Raw genomic sequence first — 17,855 nt, 5'->3', positions numbered from 1 at the left:
CAGATGAAGTTCACCAAAACCATCCTCGCTACCGCGTTCGCACTGATGACCATGGCCGCGCACGCCGACCTCACCATCGGCGTGGTGCAACCCCTGACCGGCCCGGCCTCGGGCCTCGGTATCCCCGTCAAGAACGCGGTCGCCCTCTGGCCCAAGACCATTGCCGGTGAAACCCTCAAGGTCATCGTGCTCGACGACGCGAGCGACCCGACGGCCGGCGTCAAGGCGACGCAACGCCTCATCACCGAAGACAAGGTCGACGTGCTGGTCGGCTCGACCGCCACGCCGGTAGCGATTCCGATGGCCGAAGTGGCTGCCGAATCCGGCACGCCGCAAATCTCGACCGCACCCGCATCGCTGCCGCCCGGCAAGGACAAGTGGATGTTCCGCCTGCCGCAATCGAACGCGGTGATGGCGGTCGCGGTCGTCGGCCACATGAAGAAGATGGGCGTGAAGACGGTTGGGTTCCTGGGCTACACCGATGCCTACGGCGAAGGCTGGCTGAAAGACTTCACGGCAGAAGCCGAGAAGAACGGCATCAAGATCGTCGGCACCGAACGCTTCGCCCGCGCCGACACCGGCGTGACCGCGCAAGCGCTCAAGCTCACCTCGGCCAACCCCGACGCCATCCTGATCGTCGCCTCGGGCAGCGGTGCGGGCATGCCGCAAAAGGCCATCATGGAGCGCGGCTTCAAGGGCAAGGTCTACCAGACGCACGCCGCCGCCACGCAAGACCTGATGCGCACCGCAGGCAAGGATGCCGATGGCGCCTACGTGGTGTCCGGCCCGGCCGTCATCGCCGAGCAACTGCCCGACAGCCATCCTTCGAAGAAGATGGCGATCGCCTTCGTCGAAACCTACGAGAAGGCTTACGGGCCGGGCTCGCGCAACCAGTTCGCCGGCCACGGATCGGACGCGCTCGTCGTGCTCGAAAAAGCGGTACCGATCGCGCTTAAGAAGGGCAAGCCCGGCACGCCGGAGTTTCGCGCTGCACTGCGCGATGCGCTCGAAACCATGGGCCGTACGGTGCTGGCGCACGGCGTCATCAACTGGTCGCCGACAGACCATTGGGGCTACACCAACGAAACCGGCGTGATGCTGAAAGTCGTCGACGGCAAGTTCAAGGTCGAGCAGTAAACACACACACGCAGAAAGCCGGCCCGTCACGTTATGGATTTTTCGATCGCCAGCATCCTGACGCTGGACGGGCTCACCAACGGCGCGATCTACGCGCTGTTGGGCATGGGCATCGTGCTCGTGTTCACCGTCACACGCGTCATCTTCATTCCCCAGGGCGAGTTCGTTGCGTACGGTGCACTGACCCTGGCGATCTTTCAAACCGGAAAGGTGCCGGGCACGGTGTGGCTGCTGATCATCCTGGCGGCGGTCGCGGCGCTGATGGAGCTGGTCACGACGTGGCGGCACCGTGGCGGCAACGCTGCAGCCGCAGCGCCCGCCCTCAAGGCGGCACTCAAGACCTTCGTCATTCCGGCGGTGATCTGCGCGGTGTCGGCCTGGGCCGGCCCGCGCAATTTGCCGCTGGCGGTGCAGGGATTACTCACGATCTGCATCGTGACCGCCTTCGGTCCGCTGGTGTACCGCGTGGCATATCAATCGCTGGCCGGATCGAGCTCGCTGGTTCTGCTGATCGTCTCGGTCGGCGTGCACTTCGCGATGACCGGACTTGGACTCTTGTTCTTCGGCGCCGAAGGCTTTCGCAATCCGTCGTTCTGGGATGTGCGCTTTGCGCTCGGCCCGCTCAACCTGAGTGGGCAGACGATCATCATCTTCGGCGCGGCGGCGGCGTTGATCGTGCTGCTGTGGCTCTTCTTCGAGCGCAGTCTGTATGGCAAGGCGCTGCGCGCGACCGCGGTCAACCGGCTCGGCGCGCGGCTCATGGGCATCTCGACGCAGAACGCGGGACAGCTCACCTTCGCGATGGCCGGCCTCATCGGCGCACTGTCGGGCCTGCTCATCGGGCCGACCACGACGATCTTCTACGACTCCGGTTTTCTGATCGGCCTCAAGGGTTTCGTGGCGGGCGTGATCGCCGGCCTGTCGAGCTATCCCGGCGCGCTCCTTGGTGCGCTGGCGGTCGGCATCATCGAATCGTTCGGCTCGTTCTGGGCCAGTGCTTTCAAGGAAGTAATCGTGTTCACCATCATCTTGCCGGTGCTGCTGTGGCGCTCGCTGGCGAGCGGTGGATCGGACGAGGAGCACTGACATGACACTTGATTCCACTCTCGATTCACTGCCCACCGGGCCGGCACGCAGGAACGTTGTGCGGGCCTGGGGGCCGCTGCTCGCCATCCTCGTCCTGGTCGCGCTGCCCCTGCTGCCGCTGCCCGACTTCTGGATCCTCCAGCTCAACTACATCGGCATCTACGCGTTGCCCGTACTCGGCCTGGTGCTGCTCACCGGCGTCGGCGGCCTGACCTCCTTCGGGCAAGCCGCCTTCGTCGGCATCGGCGCATACACCACAGCCTATTTGACGGTGAACCTGGACATGTCGCCGTGGTTGACGCTCTTCATTGGCCTGGGCCTGACCGCTCTCAGTGCGGCCTTCATCGGCGTCATCACCCTGCGCATGTCGGGCCACTACCTGCCGCTGGCGACCATCGCCTGGGCGCTGGCGCTTTATTACCTCATGGGCAACCTCGATGCGCTCGGCAAATACGACGGCATCCTGGGCGTCAAGGGCCTGTCGCTGTTCGGCTTCGAGTTCGGCAAGCAGCGGATCTTCTACGCGCTGGTATGGGCGCTGGTGCTGATCGCTTCCTTCGCCGTCATACGGCTGCTCGATTCACGCAGCGGCCGCGCCATCCGCGCGCTGGCCGGCGGCTCGCAGATGGCCGAGGCGATGGGCGTCAACACGCTGCGCTTCAAGATCGGCATCTTCGTGCTGGCGGCGCTGTTCGCGTCGGTGTCGGGCTGGCTCTATGCGCACTTCCAGCGGACGGTGAACCCTTCGCCGTTCGGTCTGAAGATGGGCATCGAGTACCTCTTCATGGCCGTGCTGGGCGGCGCGGCGCACGTGTGGGGCGCAATCGCCGGCGCCGGCATCGTCAAGCTGCTGGAAGACCAGTTGCAGGTGCTGCTGCCGCGGCTGATCGGCACCAGCGGCAACTACGAACTCATCGTCTTCGGCATCATGATCGTGCTGGTGCTCAAGTACCTGCCGGACGGCGTTTGGGCCTTCGTCGACCGGCGCCTGCCGCGACCGCACCGGGCGCGAGACTGGGGTGACGGCGCTAACGTTACCGAGTTGCCCACACGCACCCGGCCGGCCGCCGGCGAATTGGTGCTCGACGTGCAGGCGATCCACAAGACCTTCGGCGGACTGGTGGCCGTCAACGACATCAGTTTTCAGACGCGCGCCGGGCAAGTCGTCGGGCTGATCGGGCCGAACGGTGCGGGCAAGTCGACCACGTTCAACCTGGTTACCGGCGTGCTCGGGTTGTCCGGCGGCACGGTCAAGTTCCGCGGTGAGCGCATCAGCGGCCTGCCATCCCGCAAGATCGCCGAGCGCGGCGTAGCACGCACTTTCCAGCACGTGAAGATGGTGCCCGACATGACGGTGCTGGAGAACGTCGCACTCGGCGCGCATCTGCGCGGCCGCAAGGGCGCCATCGCCGCGATGCTGCGCACCGACCGCGGTGAAGAACGCGCGCTGTTTCGCGAAGCCGAGCGCCAGCTGCAGCGCGTCGGCATGGGCGACATGACGAACGAACTGGCCGGCAACCTCGCGATGGGCCAGCAGCGGCTGCTGGAGATCGCCCGCGCACTCTGCGCCGACCCCGCCTTGCTGCTGCTCGACGAACCCGCCGCCGGCCTGCGCCACAAGGAGAAGCAGGCGCTGGCCGAGGTGCTGCGCGGTCTGCGTGCAGGCGGCATGAGCATCCTGCTGGTCGAACACGACATGGGCCTGGTGATGGACATCTGCGACCACATCGTGGTGATGGAGTTCGGCACGCATTTGATGGAAGGCACGCCCGGCGAAGTGCAGCGCAGCGACAAGGTGCGCGCGGCTTATCTGGGCACGGAACACTGATGACGACACCTCTTCTCCAGATCCGAGACCTGCATGCCGGCTATGGCCGCGCCGAGGTGCTGCACGGCATCGACCTGCAAGCCGGCGCGGGCAGCGTCGTGACGGTGATCGGCCCCAACGGCGCGGGCAAGTCGACCTTGCTCAACGCGCTCATGGGGGTGCTGCCGGCCAAGGGGGTCATCGAGTACCGCGGGCAGTCGATCGCCGCGCTGTCGCTCGAAGAGCGGGTGATGCTCGGCATCGCGCTGGTGCCCGAAAAGCGCGAGCTCTTCGGCACCATGCCGGTGGAAGACAACCTGGTGCTGGGCGCGTTCCGGCAGGTGCGCATCGGCAACCGGCAATGGCGCGACCAGATCGACCAGGTCTACACGCTGTTTCCCCGCCTCAAGGAGCGACGCACGCAATTGGCAGGCACGCTGTCGGGTGGCGAGCGGCAGATGCTGGCGGTGGGCCGCGCGCTGATGTCGCGGCCATCGCTCCTGATGCTCGACGAGCCGAGCCTGGGGCTGGCGCCGCTGGTGGTGCAGGAGATCTTCCGCACGGTGAGTGCGCTGCGTGCCACCGGCGTGACCATCTTGCTGGTCGAGCAGAACGCACGCGCTGCGCTCGAAGTGGCCGACCACGGGTATGTGCTGGAGATGGGCAGCGTGAGCCTCGAAGGCGCGGCGCGCGATTTGGCAGGGGATTCGCGGGTCATCGATACCTATCTGGGCGCTGCGCGGGCCTGAGCGCAAGCGCGATCACATGAACTACCAACCCAACCCCGAAGACGTCCGCTTCGTCCTGCACGCCGTGCTCGACGCGACGCCGCAACTCCGTGCCCTTGCACCATTCGCCGAGATCGACGACGACCTGCAGATTCAGGTACTCGACGAAGCCGCGAAGTTCGTCGCCGAAGTCGTTGCGCCGGTGAACCGTGCGGGCGATGAAATCGGCTGCCGCCTGGTCGATGGCGAAGTCATCACGCCGCCCGGTTTTCGTGAGGCCTACGCAGGCTTTCAGCAAGGCGGATGGCCAGCCCTGTCAGCTGCGATCGAAGACGGCGGACAAGGCCTGCCGGGCGTGCTGGAAGCGATCGTGTTCGAGTGGTTGAGCGGTGCCAACCACGGCCTGACGATGGCGCCGGGCTTGCTGCACGGTGCCTATGAATGCCTGAGGCACCATGCCAGCGCTGAACTGAAGCAACGCTATCTGACGAAGATCGCGACCGGCGAGTGGCTCGCCACGATGTGCCTGACCGAAGCGCATGCCGGCAGCGACCTGGGCCAGGTGCGCACGCGCGCCGAGCCGCAACTCGACGGCAGCTATCGCGTCAGCGGCGCCAAGATTTTCATCTCCGGCGGCGAGCACGACCTGACGACCAACATCGTTCACCTGGTGTTGTGCCGGCTGCCGGATGCACCCGCAGGGCCCAAAGGGTTGTCTCTGGTCCTGATCCCGAAGGTGTTGCCCGACGGCCGACGCAACGCGGTGCAGTGCGACCGCATCGAAGAGAAGATGGGCCTGCATGGCAGCTCGACGTGCAGCATGCGTTTCGACGGCGCGGAAGGCTGGCTGATCGGCGAGCCGAACCACGGTTTGGCCGCCATGTTCGTCATGATGAATTCGGCCCGGCTGCACTGCGCGATGCAGGGCATCGGCCTGCTCGACGCCGCCTGGCAAAAGGCCGATGCGTATGCCAGCGAGCGGCGACAGATGCGCGCGCCGGTGCAAGCGAACGTCGCAGCGCCAGCATCGCGCGGCGCTGAATCGGCTGACCTTATCGCCGAGCACCCAGCGATGCGCCGCATCCTCGATACGCAACGCGCCTGGATCGACGGCGCCCGCGCCATCGCCTACCGCACCGCCATTCAACTCGACGTTGCAAAGCACGCGTCGGACGTCAAGACGCGCGACCGCGCGCAGCGCTGGTGCGCCCTCGTCACGCCGGTGATGAAAGCCGCCTGTACACAGCAAGCCTTCAGCGGCGCGAGCGAATGCCTGCAGGTCTTTGGCGGCCATGGCTACGTACGCGAGTGGGGCATCGAACAGGTGGTGCGCGATTCGCGCGTGACCATGATCTACGAAGGCACCAACGAGATCCAGGCGATCGATCTGCTGGTGCGCAAAGTGCTGGTCGACGGCGGCACGGGCATGTCGGGCGTGCTGATCGAGATGCGTGACCAGCTCGAGGCCTCGCGCGAAACCGATGCCGACGTGCAGCGGCGTCTCGCCCAGTTGCGCTATCTCACCACCACGCTGGCAATGGCCGCCCACATCGATCCGGTCCTGCCTTACGAGGTGGCCGACGACTACCTACGGGTCGTCATGATCGTGATGCTGGCATGGGCCTGGGCGCGCATCGACGTGGCGGCGGCAGTGGCCAATGTCGAGTCGAGCCGCTGGTCGCGACCTGCAGCGGCATTCCGGCGCTGGGTACTGCCCGAATTCGACATGCGGCTCGGCATCGTCAAGCGCGCGTGCGACGGGGTGATCGCGGCGCAGGCCGAGCGGACGACCGCTCCGACGACCGCGTGACGCAGGCAGATCGCGGCGCTACGCTCGGCACATGACCACCGCCCGAAAAAAATCAGCAACGGTCGCTATGTCGCAAGCCGAGCATCCCGCTGCCGCCGCCGCCGCCGCGTCGCGCCACGACCGCACCGATCGCCTCGACAGCCGGGTGCTCGAAGAACTGGTCGGCTACAACACGCGTCGCGCCTGGTCGATGATCAGCGCGGTGTTCTCCGAGCGCATGGCGCCGTACGGACTGAAGCAAGTCGATTTTTCAGTGCTGTCGCTGCTGGGGCACAACCCCGGCGCGACTTCACGCCAGCTCTGCAGCACGCTCGACATCCTGCCGCCGAACCTGGTGAGCCTGGTGGCGACGATGGACAGCCGCGGGCTGATCGAGCGGCGCCCGCATCCGCGCGATGGCCGTGCGGTCGGCCTCTACCTGACTCCCGCTGGCGAGAAGCTGGTGCACGAAGCCGAGCAGGCCGTGGTGCAGCTCGAACTGGAGGCCAGCGCCCGGCTCACCCCGCGCGAACGGGACACGCTCATCAAGCTGCTACAGAAAATCTATCTGTAGGCTGAAGCGGGCGCCGGCGCCGATCTCGGCCGCGTCTCAGGCCGGGTCGCGCACGTCGGCCACCGGCTTGCTGCCGAAATCCGGCCGTTCGAGGTAAGCCAGCACCTTGGTGGCGGCCGCATCGGGCGAGTCGAGCAGCCCTTTCTCCTGCATATCGACGAAGCGACCACGGTCTGCGAAGAGGGCAGGATCGGTGGCGCGCATCTGCACCTGCATGTCGGTGTCGATCACGCCCGGTGCCAGCGACACGATGCGTGCGCCGTTCGGCGCTCCGGCTTCTTCGAGCGCCACGGCGCGCGTGAAGTGGTCCATGCCGGCCTTGGCGGCGCAGTACGAGGCCTGGCTCGCCATCGCGTTGCGCCCGAGGCCCGACGATATGTTCAGCACCTTGCGCACGCTGCGCCAGTCTTTGGTCGCATGCAAGAAAACAGAGGTCAGCAGCAACGGTGCCTCGAGGCCGACGCGCATGGCTTGCGCAAGCACCGCCACGTCGGCCGTGGCCAGCGGACGCGGATCGCCGATGGTGCCTGCGTTGTTGATGAGCGTCACCTCGTCGAACGCCTGACCGTCTTGCAGCGCGAGCCACGCCGCCACGCGTTCGGCCGCAGCCACCGGGTCGGCCAGGTCTTGCTCCCATTGCTCGAGACCGGTGCCGCGTGAGCTCGCCTGCTCCGCGAGTGAGGGATCGCTGCGGCGCGAAATGCACAGCAGCTTGTTTCCCGGCTGCAGCAGGCGGCCGGCCATGGCGCGACCCATGCCGCGCGAGGCACCGGTAAGAATGATGAGACGTGATGTGGTCATGGGGTGAGCTCCGGGTCGGCGGTGCATGAAAAAGGAAAGGCGCCATCATGCACAAGCCACCGGCGCGCGTTACAGCGGCGAGCTGATCGGCAATCCGCCGCTCGGCTATGCGTCGCTCAGGCTGGGTGCATTGGGTGCGGCTTCAGGATCCGACAGTGCCACGGACGGCACCGGTCCACAGCTCTCGGCGATCGTGCGGCTGCGGACTTCGTTAGTGGCTTTTTTCAGCGCGAGGCCGGTCCGGTCCATCCGCTTCGGCGCCCCGGGCTGCCGGCCGCTTCGAACTGGCGCGCGTTAGTGTCTATCGAGTCATCGAGCCTGCCCAGCAGCGTCACCGTTTCCTGAACCCGGTTCGCCATCTCGTCACCCAATTGCTTGGGCGACCGGCTGACCACTATGACGATCAAAATTCCGGCGCCGACGACAGAGAAAAGCCCTGCGAAAAACTCCGCTTGTGTAAACAGTTCCATGGTCATTTCTCCGTTGCTGACGCCGATGAGCAATTTGTCGAACAACGAGTCTCACATGTGACGCGCGGAGTTCCTATTCGCCTTTTGGCTAACTCGCCCGTATGCTTTTCGGCGCAGCCCGTCCGCATTAAAACTAAAGGCCTCAAACCTCGGCGTGAAGAACACGATATGGTCCTTTCACGCCGCACAAAGCGCGAGGGATAACACCGAGAAACAAAAACAACACGAAAAGGTCAGACGCGCTCGAGGATGACCGCGATGCCCTGACCGACGCCGATGCACATCGTGCACAGCGCATAGCGGCCGCCACCCTTGTGCAACTGGTTCACCGCAGTCGTTGCAAGCCGCGCGCCGCTGGCGCCCAACGGATGGCCCAAAGCAATGGCACCCCCGTTGATGTTGACGCGTGCGTCGTCGTCCTTCAAGCCGAGCAGCCGCAGCACCGCGAGGCCCTGCGCCGCAAAGGCTTCGTTGAGCTCGATCACGTCCATCTGGTCGATCGTCAAGCCAGTGAGCGCCAACACTTTTTGCGTGGCAGGTGCCGGGCCGATGCCCATCACGCGGGGTGGCACACCGGCCGTCGCCATGCCGACGACACGCGCACGGGGTATCAGACCATTCTTGGCCGCCATCGACTCGCTCGCCAACAACAACGCACACGCGCCATCGTTCACGCCGCTGGCGTTGCCGGCCGTCACGGTGCCATCGGGCCGCACCACGCCCTTGAGCTTGGCAAGTGCTTCCATCGTGGTGTCGCGCGGATGTTCGTCCTTGCTCACAACGATGGCCTCTCCCTTTTTCTGCGGCACGGTGACCGGCACGATCTCGCTGTCGAAGAAGCCCGACTTCTGCGAAGCGACAGCCCGCTGCTGCGATGCGAGCGCCATGCGGTCTTGCGCTTCACGCTCGATCTTGTAGTCCGTCGCAACGTTCTCGGCGGTCTCGGGCATGGAGTCCACGCCATAGAGCTCTTTCATTTTCTTGTTGATGAAGCGCCAGCCGATTGTCGTGTCGTACACCGCGTTGGCGCGACCGAAAGCGCTCTCGGCCTTGGGCATCACGAACGGTGCGCGGCTCATGCTCTCGACGCCACCGGCGATCATCAATCCCGCCTCGCCGGCCTTGATGGCACGCGCTGCGGAGCCGACTGCGTCGAGCCCCGAACCGCAGAGCCGGTTGATCGTGGCGCCGCCGAGTTCGAGCGGCAGTCCGGCCAGCAACGACGACATGCGCGCCACGTTGCGGTTGTCTTCGCCGGCCTGGTTGGCGCAGCCGTAGAGCACGTCGCCGACGGCTTGCCAGTCGACTTGCTTGTTGCGCTCCATCAAGGCGCGCAGCGGCACGGCGCCAAGGTCGTCGGTGCGAACGCTGCTGAGAGCACCGCCGTAGCGGCCGAAGGGTGTGCGGATGGCGTCGCAAATAAAGGCTTCGTTCTTGCTCATGGTCTTGTCTCTTTCAGGTAGTTGTCAGGCGGCGATCGGAAGGCCGACCAGCTTCTCTAATTCATCGTGGGCGAGGCCTTCGACCTTGTCGATCAGCTTCAGCCCATCGGGCGTGCATTCCAGCGTAGCCAGGTCGGAATACACGCGCTTCACGCACCCGATGCCGGTCAGCGGATAGGTACATTCCTTGACCAGCTTGCTCGCACCCTGCTTGGTCAGCAGGTCCATCATCACCCAGGTCTGCTTGGCGCCGATGGCAAGGTCCATGGCACCGCCGACGGCCGGGATCGCGTCTTTTTCGCCGGTGTGCCAATTGGCCAGGTCGCCGGTGGCCGACACCTGGAAAGCCCCGAGCACGCAGATGTCGAGATGGCCGCCGCGCATCATCGCGAAGCTGTCGGCATGGTGGAAGAAAGAGCCGCCGGGCAGCAGCGTGACGGGCTGCTTGCCGGCGTTGATGAGGTCGTAGTCTTCTTCGCCAGCCGCGGGCGCGGGGCCCATGCCGAGGATGCCGTTCTCGCTTTGCAGGATGACTTCGCGCCCCGCAGGCAAGTGGTTGGCGACGAGCGTCGGCTGGCCGATGCCGAGGTTGACGACGGCGCCGTCGAAGATGTCTTGTGCAACGCGGGCAGCGAGCTGGTCTTTGGTGCGACGTTGGTAGGTTGCGGTTGTGGTGGTCATGATCATGCTGCCTTCTTGAAGCCACCGGCCTGCGTGGCGACACGCTCGATCTGGACGACCTGGTGAACGAAGATGCCCGGCGTGACGATGGTCTCCGGGTCGAGCGTGCCGAGTTCGGCGATCTCGTGCACGGTGGCGATTGTCTTTTTCGCGGCCATGGCCATCACCGGGCCGAAGTTGCGCGCGGCCTTGCGATAGACCAGGTTGCCCCAGCGGTCGCCGCGCTCGGCCTTGATGAGCGCGACGTCGCCTTGAATCGGGTACTCGAGCACGTACTGAACGCCATCGATGACGCGCGTTTCGCGGTCGCCCGACAACTGCGTTCCGTAGCCGGTTGGGCAAAAGAATGCGCCGATGCCAGCACCTGCTGCGCGAATGCGCTCGGCAAGATTGCCTTGCGGTACCAGTTCGAGCTCCAGCTTGCCGGTGCGGTACAGGCCATCGAACACCTGGCTGTCGGCCTGGCGCGGAAAGCTGCAGATGATCTTGCGCACGCGGCCCGCCTTGAGCAGCGCAGCAAGTCCCGCCTCGCCGTTGCCGGCGTTGTTGTTGACGATGGTCAGGTCTGTTGCGCCTTGTGCGATCAGGCCGTCGATCAGTTCGTTGGGAATGCCGGCGGTGCCGAAGCCGCCGATGAGAACGGTCGAGCCGTCCTGGATGCCGGCCATCGCTTCAGCGATGGAGCGGGCGATCTTGTTGATCATGGAATTTGTCTCCTGTGGGTTAGGGAACAGTGAGGGAAATTACCGAGAAATCCGTCTGCGTGTTCGCTCATTGTTCGACTGCCAACTTGTTCGCATATAGAACAATTGTTCTTATAATGAATTTTAGGAGATCCACTGCGCCATGGCAACCACCGCGAAACAAACCGACACGCCCCGCCCTGGCGATACCTATGTGCAGTCGTTCGCGCGCGGCCTCGAGGTCATTCGGTCGTTCAACGCCAGCGCACCGCGGCAAACACTCAGCGAGGTCGCCGCGGCCAGCGGGCTCACGCGAGCCGGCGCACGACGCATCCTGCTCACGCTGCAGACTTTGGGCTATGTCGAGAGCGACGGCAAGCTCTTCGCGCTGACGCCGCGCATCCTCGACCTCGGCTTTGCCTACCTGTCGTCGATGCCGATCTGGAACCGCGCCGAGCCGGTGATGGAGGCGTTGGTGCAGCAGGTGCACGAGTCGTGCTCGGCCGCCGTGCTCGACGCCACCGACATCGTCTACGTGATGCGCGTGGCCACGCAAAAGATCATGAGCATCAGCCTGGGCGTCGGCTCACGGCTGCCAGCCTGGTGCACGTCGATGGGCCGGCTTCTGCTGTCCGACCTGGACGATGCCGAAGTGCTCGCGCGGCTCGAAGCCGCACCGCCGGAAGCGCTGACCAAGCACACCGTGACCGATGTCGATGCCTTGCTCGCCAAGGTGGTTCAGGCCCGCAAGCAACGCTGGTGCCTTGTCAATCAGGAACTCGAAGAAGGGCTCATCTCGATCGCCGCGCCCATCGTGAATCGCTCTGGCCGCATGGTCGCCGCGCTCAACATCAGCGGGCAGGCCAATCGCACCAGTGCCAAGGTGATGCAGGAGACCATGCTGCCGGCGCTGCTTGCCTCGGCGCAGCAGATTTCGCGTTTGCTCTGAGCCGCTTCTATCGCAGCACCGCGCTCTATCAGCCGAGGCCGAGCATCCGCCGATTCATCGCGGCACCTGCGCCATCGCCACTGCTTGACTTGTCACTTGCATCGCCAGCCGCGAAGTCATCGAAGGCTCGGTCCGCCACCCGAATGATGTGCTCGGCGATGAACGTCGCGCCTTCCCGCGCGCCGTCTTCAGGGTGCTTGATGCAGCACTCCCACTCCAGCACGGCCCAGCCCGGAAAGTCGTATTGCGCCATCTTCGAGAAGATCGCCTCGAAGTCGACCTGCCCGTCACCCAGCGAACGGAAGCGCCCTGCCCGGTTGATCCAGCTCTGAAAGCCGCCGTACACGCCCTGCTTGCCGGTCGGGTTGAACTCGGCGTCTTTCACATGAAAGATCTTGATGCGCTCGTGGTAGTGGTCGATGTAGGCCAGGTAGTCGAGCTGCTGCAGCACGAAGTGGCTCGGGTCGTAGAGCAAGCAGGCGCGCGGATGGTTGCCGACGCGCTCTAAAAACATCTCGTAGGTCACGCCGTCGTGCAGGTCTTCGCCCGGATGAATCTCGTAGCAGACGTCGACACCGGCATCGTCGAAGCGGTCGAGGATGGGCTTCCAGCGCCGCGCGAGTTCATCGAACGCGGTCTCGATGAGTCCCGGTGGGCGCGGCGGCCATGAGTACAGGTACGGCCAGGCGAGCGCGCCCGAAAAGGTCGCATGCGCGGTCAATCCCAGGTTCTGCGAGGCCTGCGCCGCGTACATCAGTTGCTGCACCGCCCACTGCTGGCGCGCCGCCGGATTGCCGCGCACTTCGGGCGCTGCGAAGGCATCGAAAGGCTCGTCGTACGCCGGATGCACCGCGACCAACTGGCCTTGCAGATGCGTCGACAGCTCGGTGATCTCGACGCCGTGACGCGCCAGCTTGCCTTTGAGTTCATCGCAATAGGTCTTGCTTTCAGCAGCGATCCTGAGGTCGATGAGCCGTGGATCGCACGGAATCTGAACGCCCTTGTAACCCAGCCCGGCAGCCCAGGCGCCGAGCGATTCGAGCGTGTCGAACGGCGCGGCATCGCCGAGAAACTGGGCCAGAAAAATGGCGGGGCCTTTGATCGTTTTCATAGTGTTTGTCTCATGGCTCTTGTCTCCTTGCAAAACCGCAATCGGTTCGCGGAATGGTAGGCAATGCTAGCCTCGGCGTCATGTTCAATCCCTCTCAGGAAGAAGTTCGCCGCTTCTTCTGCGACGTCTACGCCAAGCAACGCCAGGGCTTGCCGATGGAGCCGCTCGAAACCATCGCCGCCGGCTGGATCGACGCGCACCCTGAATATGCTGACGACCTCGCCGATGCCGACGCGGCCGTGGCGCGCATCTACGACGGCGCGAACGGACGCGAAAACCCTTTCCTGCATCTGTCGATGCACCTGTCGATCAGCGAGCAATGTTCCATCGACCAGCCGCGCGGCATCCGGCAGGCGGTCGAGTTGCTGGCGGCAAGGCGCGACTCGTTGCTCGACGCGCACCACGAGGCGATGGAGTGCCTCGGTCAGATGATGTGGGAGAGTCAGCGCGCTGGCCGGCCGCCCGATGGCGATGCGTATATCGCCTGCGTGCAGCGCCGCGCCACGCGAGATTGACGGGCGTCGCGCCTAAAGCTGAACGCCGCGCGTGAGCGCGCCGTCGACCACCAGGTTGGTACCGGTGATGAAACTCGCCGCCGGGCTCGCGAGAAACGCTGCAGCGTTGGCCATTTCCTGTGGCGTGCCCATGCGTCCGGTCGGGTTGAGGGCCAGCGCCTGCGCGTAGAGCGTGGGGTTGCCCTGCTCGATCTGGTCCCACACGCCGCCTTTGAAGTAGGTGTTGCCAGGCGATACCGAGTTAGCGCGGACGCGCTTGGCCGCCAGTTGATGCGCCAGCCCCTGCGTGTAGTGCACGATCGCGGCCTTGAAGGCGCCATAGGGTCCGGCGGCGAAGTCGATCTCGCGGCCCGAGACGCTCGATATGGTGACGATGGCCGCGTGCGCGCTGTGCTCCAGTCGCGGCATCGCGGCGTCCACCAGCCTCACCGTACCCATCATGTCGACCTCGAAGCCGCGCTGCCAGCCGGCCTCGTCGTTCGCAATGGCGAGGGCGCTCACGTTCGCGACCACGATGTCGATGCCGCCCAGCGCGTCGCCCGCCGCCAGTACCCAATCCTTGAGCGCGGGCCCGTCGCCGACGTCCACCGCATGGCCGAACACCTTGACGCCGTAGGCCGACAGTTCTGCGACGGTCTGCGCCACCTCGTCGGCGTTGCGAGCACAGATGCCCACGTTCGTGCCCTCTGCCGCGAAGGTCTGCGCAATGGCGCGGCCGATGCCTTTGGTGCCACCGGTGACCAGCGCGTTGAGTCCCTTGAGTCCGAGGTCCATGTGAATTCCTTTGGTTGTGGGCTTCAGCCCGGGGCGAGATAGGTCTTGGAAATGCCGGCGCCGACCGTGTACTTGGGGTCCACGAAATTGCCGAGTCGCACCTGGCCGCATTGGCTCAGCATCATGTAGGCGTCCCAGCGGTCGTATCCGTACTCCGCTTCCATCCACAGCACCAGCTCGCGGTACGCGATGCGGGTGGCGTCTTCGAGCGGACGTGCGCTGCCGATGGCCATGATCACGCGTTCGTTCTCGAGCCGTGGCCAGTCGAGCCGCCAGCCCTTGATGAGATCGACCTGGATGGTGGTGGTGCTGGGGTACTCGACGGCAGTGCCGCAGACCTCGCCGTCGCCCTGGCAGGCATGCGCGTCGCCGATGAAGAGCCGCGCACCCGGGCTCTGCACCGGCAGGTAAGTGATGCTGCCCGGCCCCATGTCGGGCAGGTCCATGTTGCCGCCGTGCTGGTCGGGCGTGAGCGTATTGATGGAATCGATTTCGGGCGAGCAACTGAGCGTGCCGATGTGCGGCCGGTATGGCAGCGTGACGCGCTTGCTCCAGTAGACGCCCTGCTCGTCGAGGTCGATCTTGCGGACGATCTCGGGCAGCGGATCGGTCAGCAGCGCGGTGAACGCCGTGCCGCTGAGCGCACCGAAGTGCGGGATCATTGCGCAGGTGCCACGTGGATTGGGACCACGCGGTGCCATCGACTCGATGTACACCGCGACCACGTCGCCCTTCTCTGCGCCCTCGACCATGATCGGGCCGTTCTGCGGGTTCACGAAGGGCATGGTGAGCACGCGCGAAGGCAGGTCCTGCTCGGTCTTGATCGCACCCTCGAAGGCATCGCGCGTCTCGACCACGACACGGTCTCCGGGCCGAACGTGCAGCACCGGGTCGGAGTACGGACCGATGGTGTAGTGGTACTTGCCCTGCGTCGCTTCGGTCAGCTGGTGAAGGTCGGGCGCGCGGCCCTGCGCCACGCCGCGCGTTCGCATGATGGAGGTGTCGAGCCAGGTCATCGGTGTGCTTCTTTCAGGATGAATTCGGTCGCGCTGCCACTCTATGCTCCGGCCGCGGCACCGGCTTTCGGTATGGTGCGAAAAGCTCAGTCGACTCCCGTGTTGCGAAGTGCACCGCGCCCGGCCTCGAGCAGCCGCACCTTGCGCGTCGGGTCGGCCGACGGTCGGCTCGCCAGCACGGACGCTTAGAGTGCCGGGTGTCGCTGGTGCCAGTCGGTCGCCTGCTGGAAAGCCCAGCCGGCACGCACCAGCAACTCTTCCTCGAAATGGCGCGAAACGAGCTGGAAAGCGACCGGCGTGCCGGCATCGGTGAAGCCACCGGGCAGCGTGATGGTCGGGCTGCCGCTGGTGTCGAGCGGGCAGGTGTAGCGCAGCATCGCCGACATCATCTCGGCGTCGGTGCCGAAGGTCAGCATGCGTTCGAGCGTGGGCGACGCCACGCCTTGCGAGGGCATGAGTAGCAGGTCGATGCCATCGAACATCGCGCGCACCTTGCCGGTGAAGGCCAGGCGGTTGAGCACGATCTTCTGGTAGTCCATGCCGGTCTGCGCGTGGCCCAGGTCGAGCAGGCCGGCGAGTGCCGGGCCGTACATCTCCTTGCGCGCCGGATAGGTCGACTCGTGCACCACCGCGGCTTCGATGCCGCAGAGCGGGAACCAGTCGACGATGACCTGCGCCGGATCGGGAAACGTGACCTCGCGCACCTCGGCGCCAAGCTCGCGCACGGCAGCCAGCGCGCCGGCCATCACCTTGGCGGTGGCGGCATCGACGCCCTCCTCGTTCCAGCGCGAATCGATGCCCACGCGCAAGCCACGCAGGCCACGCTTCATGCCGGCGAGGTAGTTGGGCACGGCCGCCAGGCTGGCGGTCGGGTCTTTCGGATCGGCCCCGGCGATGGCGCCGAGCATCGCGCCCGCATCGGCTGCGCTGCGAGTCATCGGACCGATGTGGTCAAGCGTGGCGGCGAGCTCGAACGCGCCGTAGCGGCTGACGCGGCCCCAGGTCGGCTTGAGGCCGGTGAGCCCGTTGGCGGACGAGGGGAAGCGGATCGATCCACCCGTGTCGGTGCCGAGCGATCCGTAGCAAAGCCCGGCGGCGGTGGCCACGCCCGAGCCACTCGACGAGGCGCCCGACCAGTGCGCTGCGTTCCATGGGTTGACCGGTGGCGTGACGGTCGGATGATGGTCGGCGTAAGCACTCTCGGTGAGCTGCAGCTTGCCGAGAATGACAGCGCCCGCTTCGCGCAGCTTGCGTACCGCCGTGCCGTCTTCGGTCGGCACGAAGTCCTTGTAGAGCGTCATGCCGGCGGCCGTGGCCACGCCTTCGGTCCAGCACAAGTCCTTGACCGCCACCGGCACGCCGTGCAGCGGCCCGCGAATCTCGCCCTTGGCAATCTCGGCCTCGGCCTTGCGCGCGTCGGCCATCGCCTGCTCGGCCATCACGGTCACGTAGCTCTTGAGCGCGCCGTCGACTTTGCCGATGCGGTCGAGTTGCGCCTGCGTCACCTCGACTGGCGAGAGTTCCTTCTTTTGAATGCGCTGGCCGATATCGACCAGCTCCAGGTAATGCAAATCGTTGGTCATCCGTGGACTCCTGTGTATTGACTCATGATTTCGAAATCGCCCAAGTGCTCGCGCGGGATCTCCTCGCCGATCTGGCCGCGCTTGATAACGAGCACGCGTTGCGACACTGCGGCGATGAATTCGAGGTTCTGCTCGACCAGCACGATCGTCAGTTTCATGCGGTCGCGCAGCGACGCCAATGTCTCGGCGATCTCTTCGATGATCGAAGGCTGGATGCCTTCGGTCGGCTCATCGAGCAGCAGCAGCGTGGGCTTGCCAGCCAGCGCGCGCGCCAACGCGAGCAACTGCTGCTCTCCACCGGAAAGCGAGCCGCCGGGCCGATCGAGCAGCGGTTTAAGCCTTGGAAAGTCCTGCAGCAATGCCTCGATCGTGTCGAGCGAGCGCTCGCCGGTCTTGACCAGGCCCATGCGCAGGTTGTCCATTGCGCTCAGCGTCGGAAATATCTCCCGCCCCTGCGGCACGTAGGCCATGCCGAGCTTGGCCCGCGCGTGCGGTGCGTAGCGCGTGACGTCGGTGTCGTTGAAGCGGACCGTGCCGGCCGTGGCGCGCAGTGCGCCGATCAGCGTGCGCAGCATGGTCGTCTTGCCCATGCCGTTGTGACCGAGGATGCCGACCGATTCACCCGCTGCGATGCGCAGCGAGATGTCGTGCAGCACGGGAATAGCGCCGTAGCCGGCGTGCAGACCAGAGACTTCCAGCATTGCGTCGC

The 17,855-nt window shown here is 65.4% G+C and carries 18 protein-coding genes; 8 read left to right on the top strand and 10 right to left on the bottom strand.

The genetic code is table 11. The annotated features are described in order from the left end of the window. Positions 1-3: 3 nt before the first annotated feature. The 6 genes from QN397_RS04785 to QN397_RS04760 all read left to right on the top strand — a co-directional run bounded on the left by QN397_RS04785 (position 4) and on the right by QN397_RS04760 (position 7,121). Positions 4-1,137, top strand: coding sequence for an ABC transporter substrate-binding protein (locus QN397_RS04785; RefSeq protein WP_323500213.1), 1,134 nt, complete (start codon positions 4-6; stop codon positions 1,135-1,137). 33 nt (positions 1,138-1,170) lie between these two features. Then, positions 1,171-2,223, top strand: coding sequence for a branched-chain amino acid ABC transporter permease (locus tag QN397_RS04780; RefSeq protein WP_323500212.1), 1,053 nt, complete (start codon positions 1,171-1,173; stop codon positions 2,221-2,223). Position 2,224: 1 nt separating this feature from the next. Beyond that, positions 2,225-4,051, top strand: coding sequence for a branched-chain amino acid ABC transporter ATP-binding protein/permease (locus QN397_RS04775; protein ID WP_323500211.1), 1,827 nt, complete (start codon positions 2,225-2,227; stop codon positions 4,049-4,051). Then, positions 4,051-4,779, top strand: coding sequence for an ABC transporter ATP-binding protein (locus QN397_RS04770; RefSeq protein ID WP_323500210.1), 729 nt, complete (start codon positions 4,051-4,053; stop codon positions 4,777-4,779). The genes QN397_RS04775 and QN397_RS04770 overlap by 1 nt, the downstream gene beginning before the upstream one ends. 16 nt (positions 4,780-4,795) lie before the next feature. Further along, complete coding sequence (locus QN397_RS04765) at positions 4,796-6,568, top strand: acyl-CoA dehydrogenase family protein (RefSeq protein WP_323500209.1); 1,773 nt, start codon at positions 4,796-4,798, stop codon at positions 6,566-6,568. A gap of 67 nt (positions 6,569-6,635) precedes the next feature. After that, positions 6,636-7,121 (top strand): MarR family winged helix-turn-helix transcriptional regulator, encoded by a 486-nt coding sequence (locus QN397_RS04760; protein ID WP_323500246.1) that lies wholly within the window; start codon positions 6,636-6,638, stop codon positions 7,119-7,121. Between the two features lie 36 nt (positions 7,122-7,157). Here the strand turns inward: QN397_RS04760 and QN397_RS04755 are convergent, their stop codons facing one another. From QN397_RS04755 to QN397_RS04735, 5 genes are all read right to left on the bottom strand, one after another. After that, on the bottom strand, positions 7,158-7,922 hold the full coding sequence (locus QN397_RS04755; RefSeq protein ID WP_323500208.1) for an SDR family NAD(P)-dependent oxidoreductase: 765 nt from the start codon (positions 7,920-7,922) through the stop codon (positions 7,158-7,160). Positions 7,923-8,146: 224 nt separating this feature from the next. Further along, a complete protein-coding gene (locus QN397_RS04750; protein ID WP_323500207.1) occupies positions 8,147-8,425 on the bottom strand; it encodes a hypothetical protein in 279 nt (92 codons plus the stop codon). 200 nt (positions 8,426-8,625) lie between these two features. Beyond that, entirely contained in the window at positions 8,626-9,834 is a 1,209-nt protein-coding gene (pcaF, locus tag QN397_RS04745; protein WP_323500206.1) for a 3-oxoadipyl-CoA thiolase, read from the bottom strand. Between the two features lie 24 nt (positions 9,835-9,858). Continuing rightward, positions 9,859-10,515 carry a 3-oxoacid CoA-transferase subunit B gene (locus tag QN397_RS04740; RefSeq protein ID WP_187053029.1) on the bottom strand — a complete coding sequence of 219 codons (657 nt, stop codon included), beginning with the start codon at positions 10,513-10,515 and terminating at the stop codon, positions 9,859-9,861. A 2-nt stretch (positions 10,516-10,517) separates the two neighbouring features. After that, on the bottom strand, positions 10,518-11,219 hold the full coding sequence (locus tag QN397_RS04735) for a 3-oxoacid CoA-transferase subunit A (RefSeq protein WP_323495660.1): 702 nt from the start codon (positions 11,217-11,219) through the stop codon (positions 10,518-10,520). Between the two features lie 142 nt (positions 11,220-11,361). Between QN397_RS04735 and QN397_RS04730 the strand changes: the two genes are divergently transcribed. Further along, on the top strand, positions 11,362-12,147 hold the full coding sequence (locus QN397_RS04730) for an IclR family transcriptional regulator domain-containing protein (protein WP_323500205.1): 786 nt from the start codon (positions 11,362-11,364) through the stop codon (positions 12,145-12,147). Positions 12,148-12,175: 28 nt separating this feature from the next. On the opposite strand, the gene QN397_RS04725 is transcribed toward QN397_RS04730, so the two are convergent. Next, positions 12,176-13,258, bottom strand: coding sequence for a sugar phosphate isomerase/epimerase (locus tag QN397_RS04725; protein WP_323500204.1), 1,083 nt, complete (start codon positions 13,256-13,258; stop codon positions 12,176-12,178). An 80-nt stretch (positions 13,259-13,338) separates the two neighbouring features. On the opposite strand from QN397_RS04725, the gene QN397_RS04720 reads away from it, so the two are divergent. Beyond that, positions 13,339-13,773, top strand: coding sequence for a DUF1841 family protein (locus QN397_RS04720; RefSeq protein WP_323500203.1), 435 nt, complete (start codon positions 13,339-13,341; stop codon positions 13,771-13,773). Between the two features lie 12 nt (positions 13,774-13,785). Here the strand turns inward: QN397_RS04720 and QN397_RS04715 are convergent, their stop codons facing one another. From QN397_RS04715 to QN397_RS04700, 4 genes are all read right to left on the bottom strand, one after another. After that, entirely contained in the window at positions 13,786-14,547 is a 762-nt protein-coding gene (locus QN397_RS04715) for an SDR family NAD(P)-dependent oxidoreductase (RefSeq protein WP_323500202.1), read from the bottom strand. Between the two features lie 23 nt (positions 14,548-14,570). After that, on the bottom strand, positions 14,571-15,563 hold the full coding sequence (locus tag QN397_RS04710; RefSeq protein ID WP_323500201.1) for an acetamidase/formamidase family protein: 993 nt from the start codon (positions 15,561-15,563) through the stop codon (positions 14,571-14,573). Between the two features lie 185 nt (positions 15,564-15,748). Further along, positions 15,749-17,146, bottom strand: a complete 1,398-nt coding sequence (locus QN397_RS04705; protein ID WP_323500200.1) for an amidase — start codon at positions 17,144-17,146, stop codon at positions 15,749-15,751. Next, positions 17,143-17,847 carry an ABC transporter ATP-binding protein gene (locus tag QN397_RS04700; RefSeq protein WP_323495667.1) on the bottom strand — a complete coding sequence of 235 codons (705 nt, stop codon included), beginning with the start codon at positions 17,845-17,847 and terminating at the stop codon, positions 17,143-17,145. The genes QN397_RS04705 and QN397_RS04700 overlap by 4 nt, the downstream gene beginning before the upstream one ends. Positions 17,848-17,855 lie beyond the last annotated feature (8 nt).

The sequence above is a fragment of the Variovorax sp. RTB1 genome (assembly GCF_035018765.1).
Taxonomy (GTDB): Bacteria; Pseudomonadota; Gammaproteobacteria; order Burkholderiales; family Burkholderiaceae_C; genus Variovorax.
The sequence above is the reverse complement of the archived record's forward strand: the minus strand, read 5'-3'. Positions and strand labels throughout refer to the sequence as shown.

Excerpts from the sequence above, each read along its gene's own strand:
- QN397_RS04785 (WP_323500213.1), top strand. The coding sequence starts at position 4 with ATGAAGTTCACCAAAACCATCCTCGCTACCGCGTTCGCACTGATGACC.
- QN397_RS04780 (WP_323500212.1), top strand. The coding sequence starts at position 1,171 with ATGGATTTTTCGATCGCCAGCATCCTGACGCTGGACGGGCTCACCAAC.
- QN397_RS04775 (WP_323500211.1), top strand. The coding sequence starts at position 2,225 with ATGACACTTGATTCCACTCTCGATTCACTGCCCACCGGGCCGGCACGC.
- QN397_RS04770 (WP_323500210.1), top strand. The coding sequence starts at position 4,051 with ATGACGACACCTCTTCTCCAGATCCGAGACCTGCATGCCGGCTATGGC.
- QN397_RS04765 (WP_323500209.1), top strand. The coding sequence starts at position 4,796 with ATGAACTACCAACCCAACCCCGAAGACGTCCGCTTCGTCCTGCACGCC.
- QN397_RS04760 (WP_323500246.1), top strand. The coding sequence starts at position 6,636 with ATGTCGCAAGCCGAGCATCCCGCTGCCGCCGCCGCCGCCGCGTCGCGC.
- QN397_RS04755 (WP_323500208.1), bottom strand. The coding sequence starts at position 7,922 with ATGACCACATCACGTCTCATCATTCTTACCGGTGCCTCGCGCGGCATG.
- pcaF (WP_323500206.1), bottom strand. The coding sequence starts at position 9,834 with ATGAGCAAGAACGAAGCCTTTATTTGCGACGCCATCCGCACACCCTTC.
- QN397_RS04740 (WP_187053029.1), bottom strand. The coding sequence starts at position 10,515 with ATGACCACCACAACCGCAACCTACCAACGTCGCACCAAAGACCAGCTC.
- QN397_RS04735 (WP_323495660.1), bottom strand. The coding sequence starts at position 11,219 with ATGATCAACAAGATCGCCCGCTCCATCGCTGAAGCGATGGCCGGCATC.
- QN397_RS04730 (WP_323500205.1), top strand. The coding sequence starts at position 11,362 with ATGGCAACCACCGCGAAACAAACCGACACGCCCCGCCCTGGCGATACC.
- QN397_RS04725 (WP_323500204.1), bottom strand. The coding sequence starts at position 13,258 with ATGAAAACGATCAAAGGCCCCGCCATTTTTCTGGCCCAGTTTCTCGGC.
- QN397_RS04720 (WP_323500203.1), top strand. The coding sequence starts at position 13,339 with ATGTTCAATCCCTCTCAGGAAGAAGTTCGCCGCTTCTTCTGCGACGTC.
- QN397_RS04715 (WP_323500202.1), bottom strand. The coding sequence starts at position 14,547 with ATGGACCTCGGACTCAAGGGACTCAACGCGCTGGTCACCGGTGGCACC.
- QN397_RS04710 (WP_323500201.1), bottom strand. The coding sequence starts at position 15,563 with ATGACCTGGCTCGACACCTCCATCATGCGAACGCGCGGCGTGGCGCAG.
- QN397_RS04705 (WP_323500200.1), bottom strand. The coding sequence starts at position 17,146 with ATGACCAACGATTTGCATTACCTGGAGCTGGTCGATATCGGCCAGCGC.
- QN397_RS04700 (WP_323495667.1), bottom strand. The coding sequence starts at position 17,847 with ATGCTGGAAGTCTCTGGTCTGCACGCCGGCTACGGCGCTATTCCCGTG.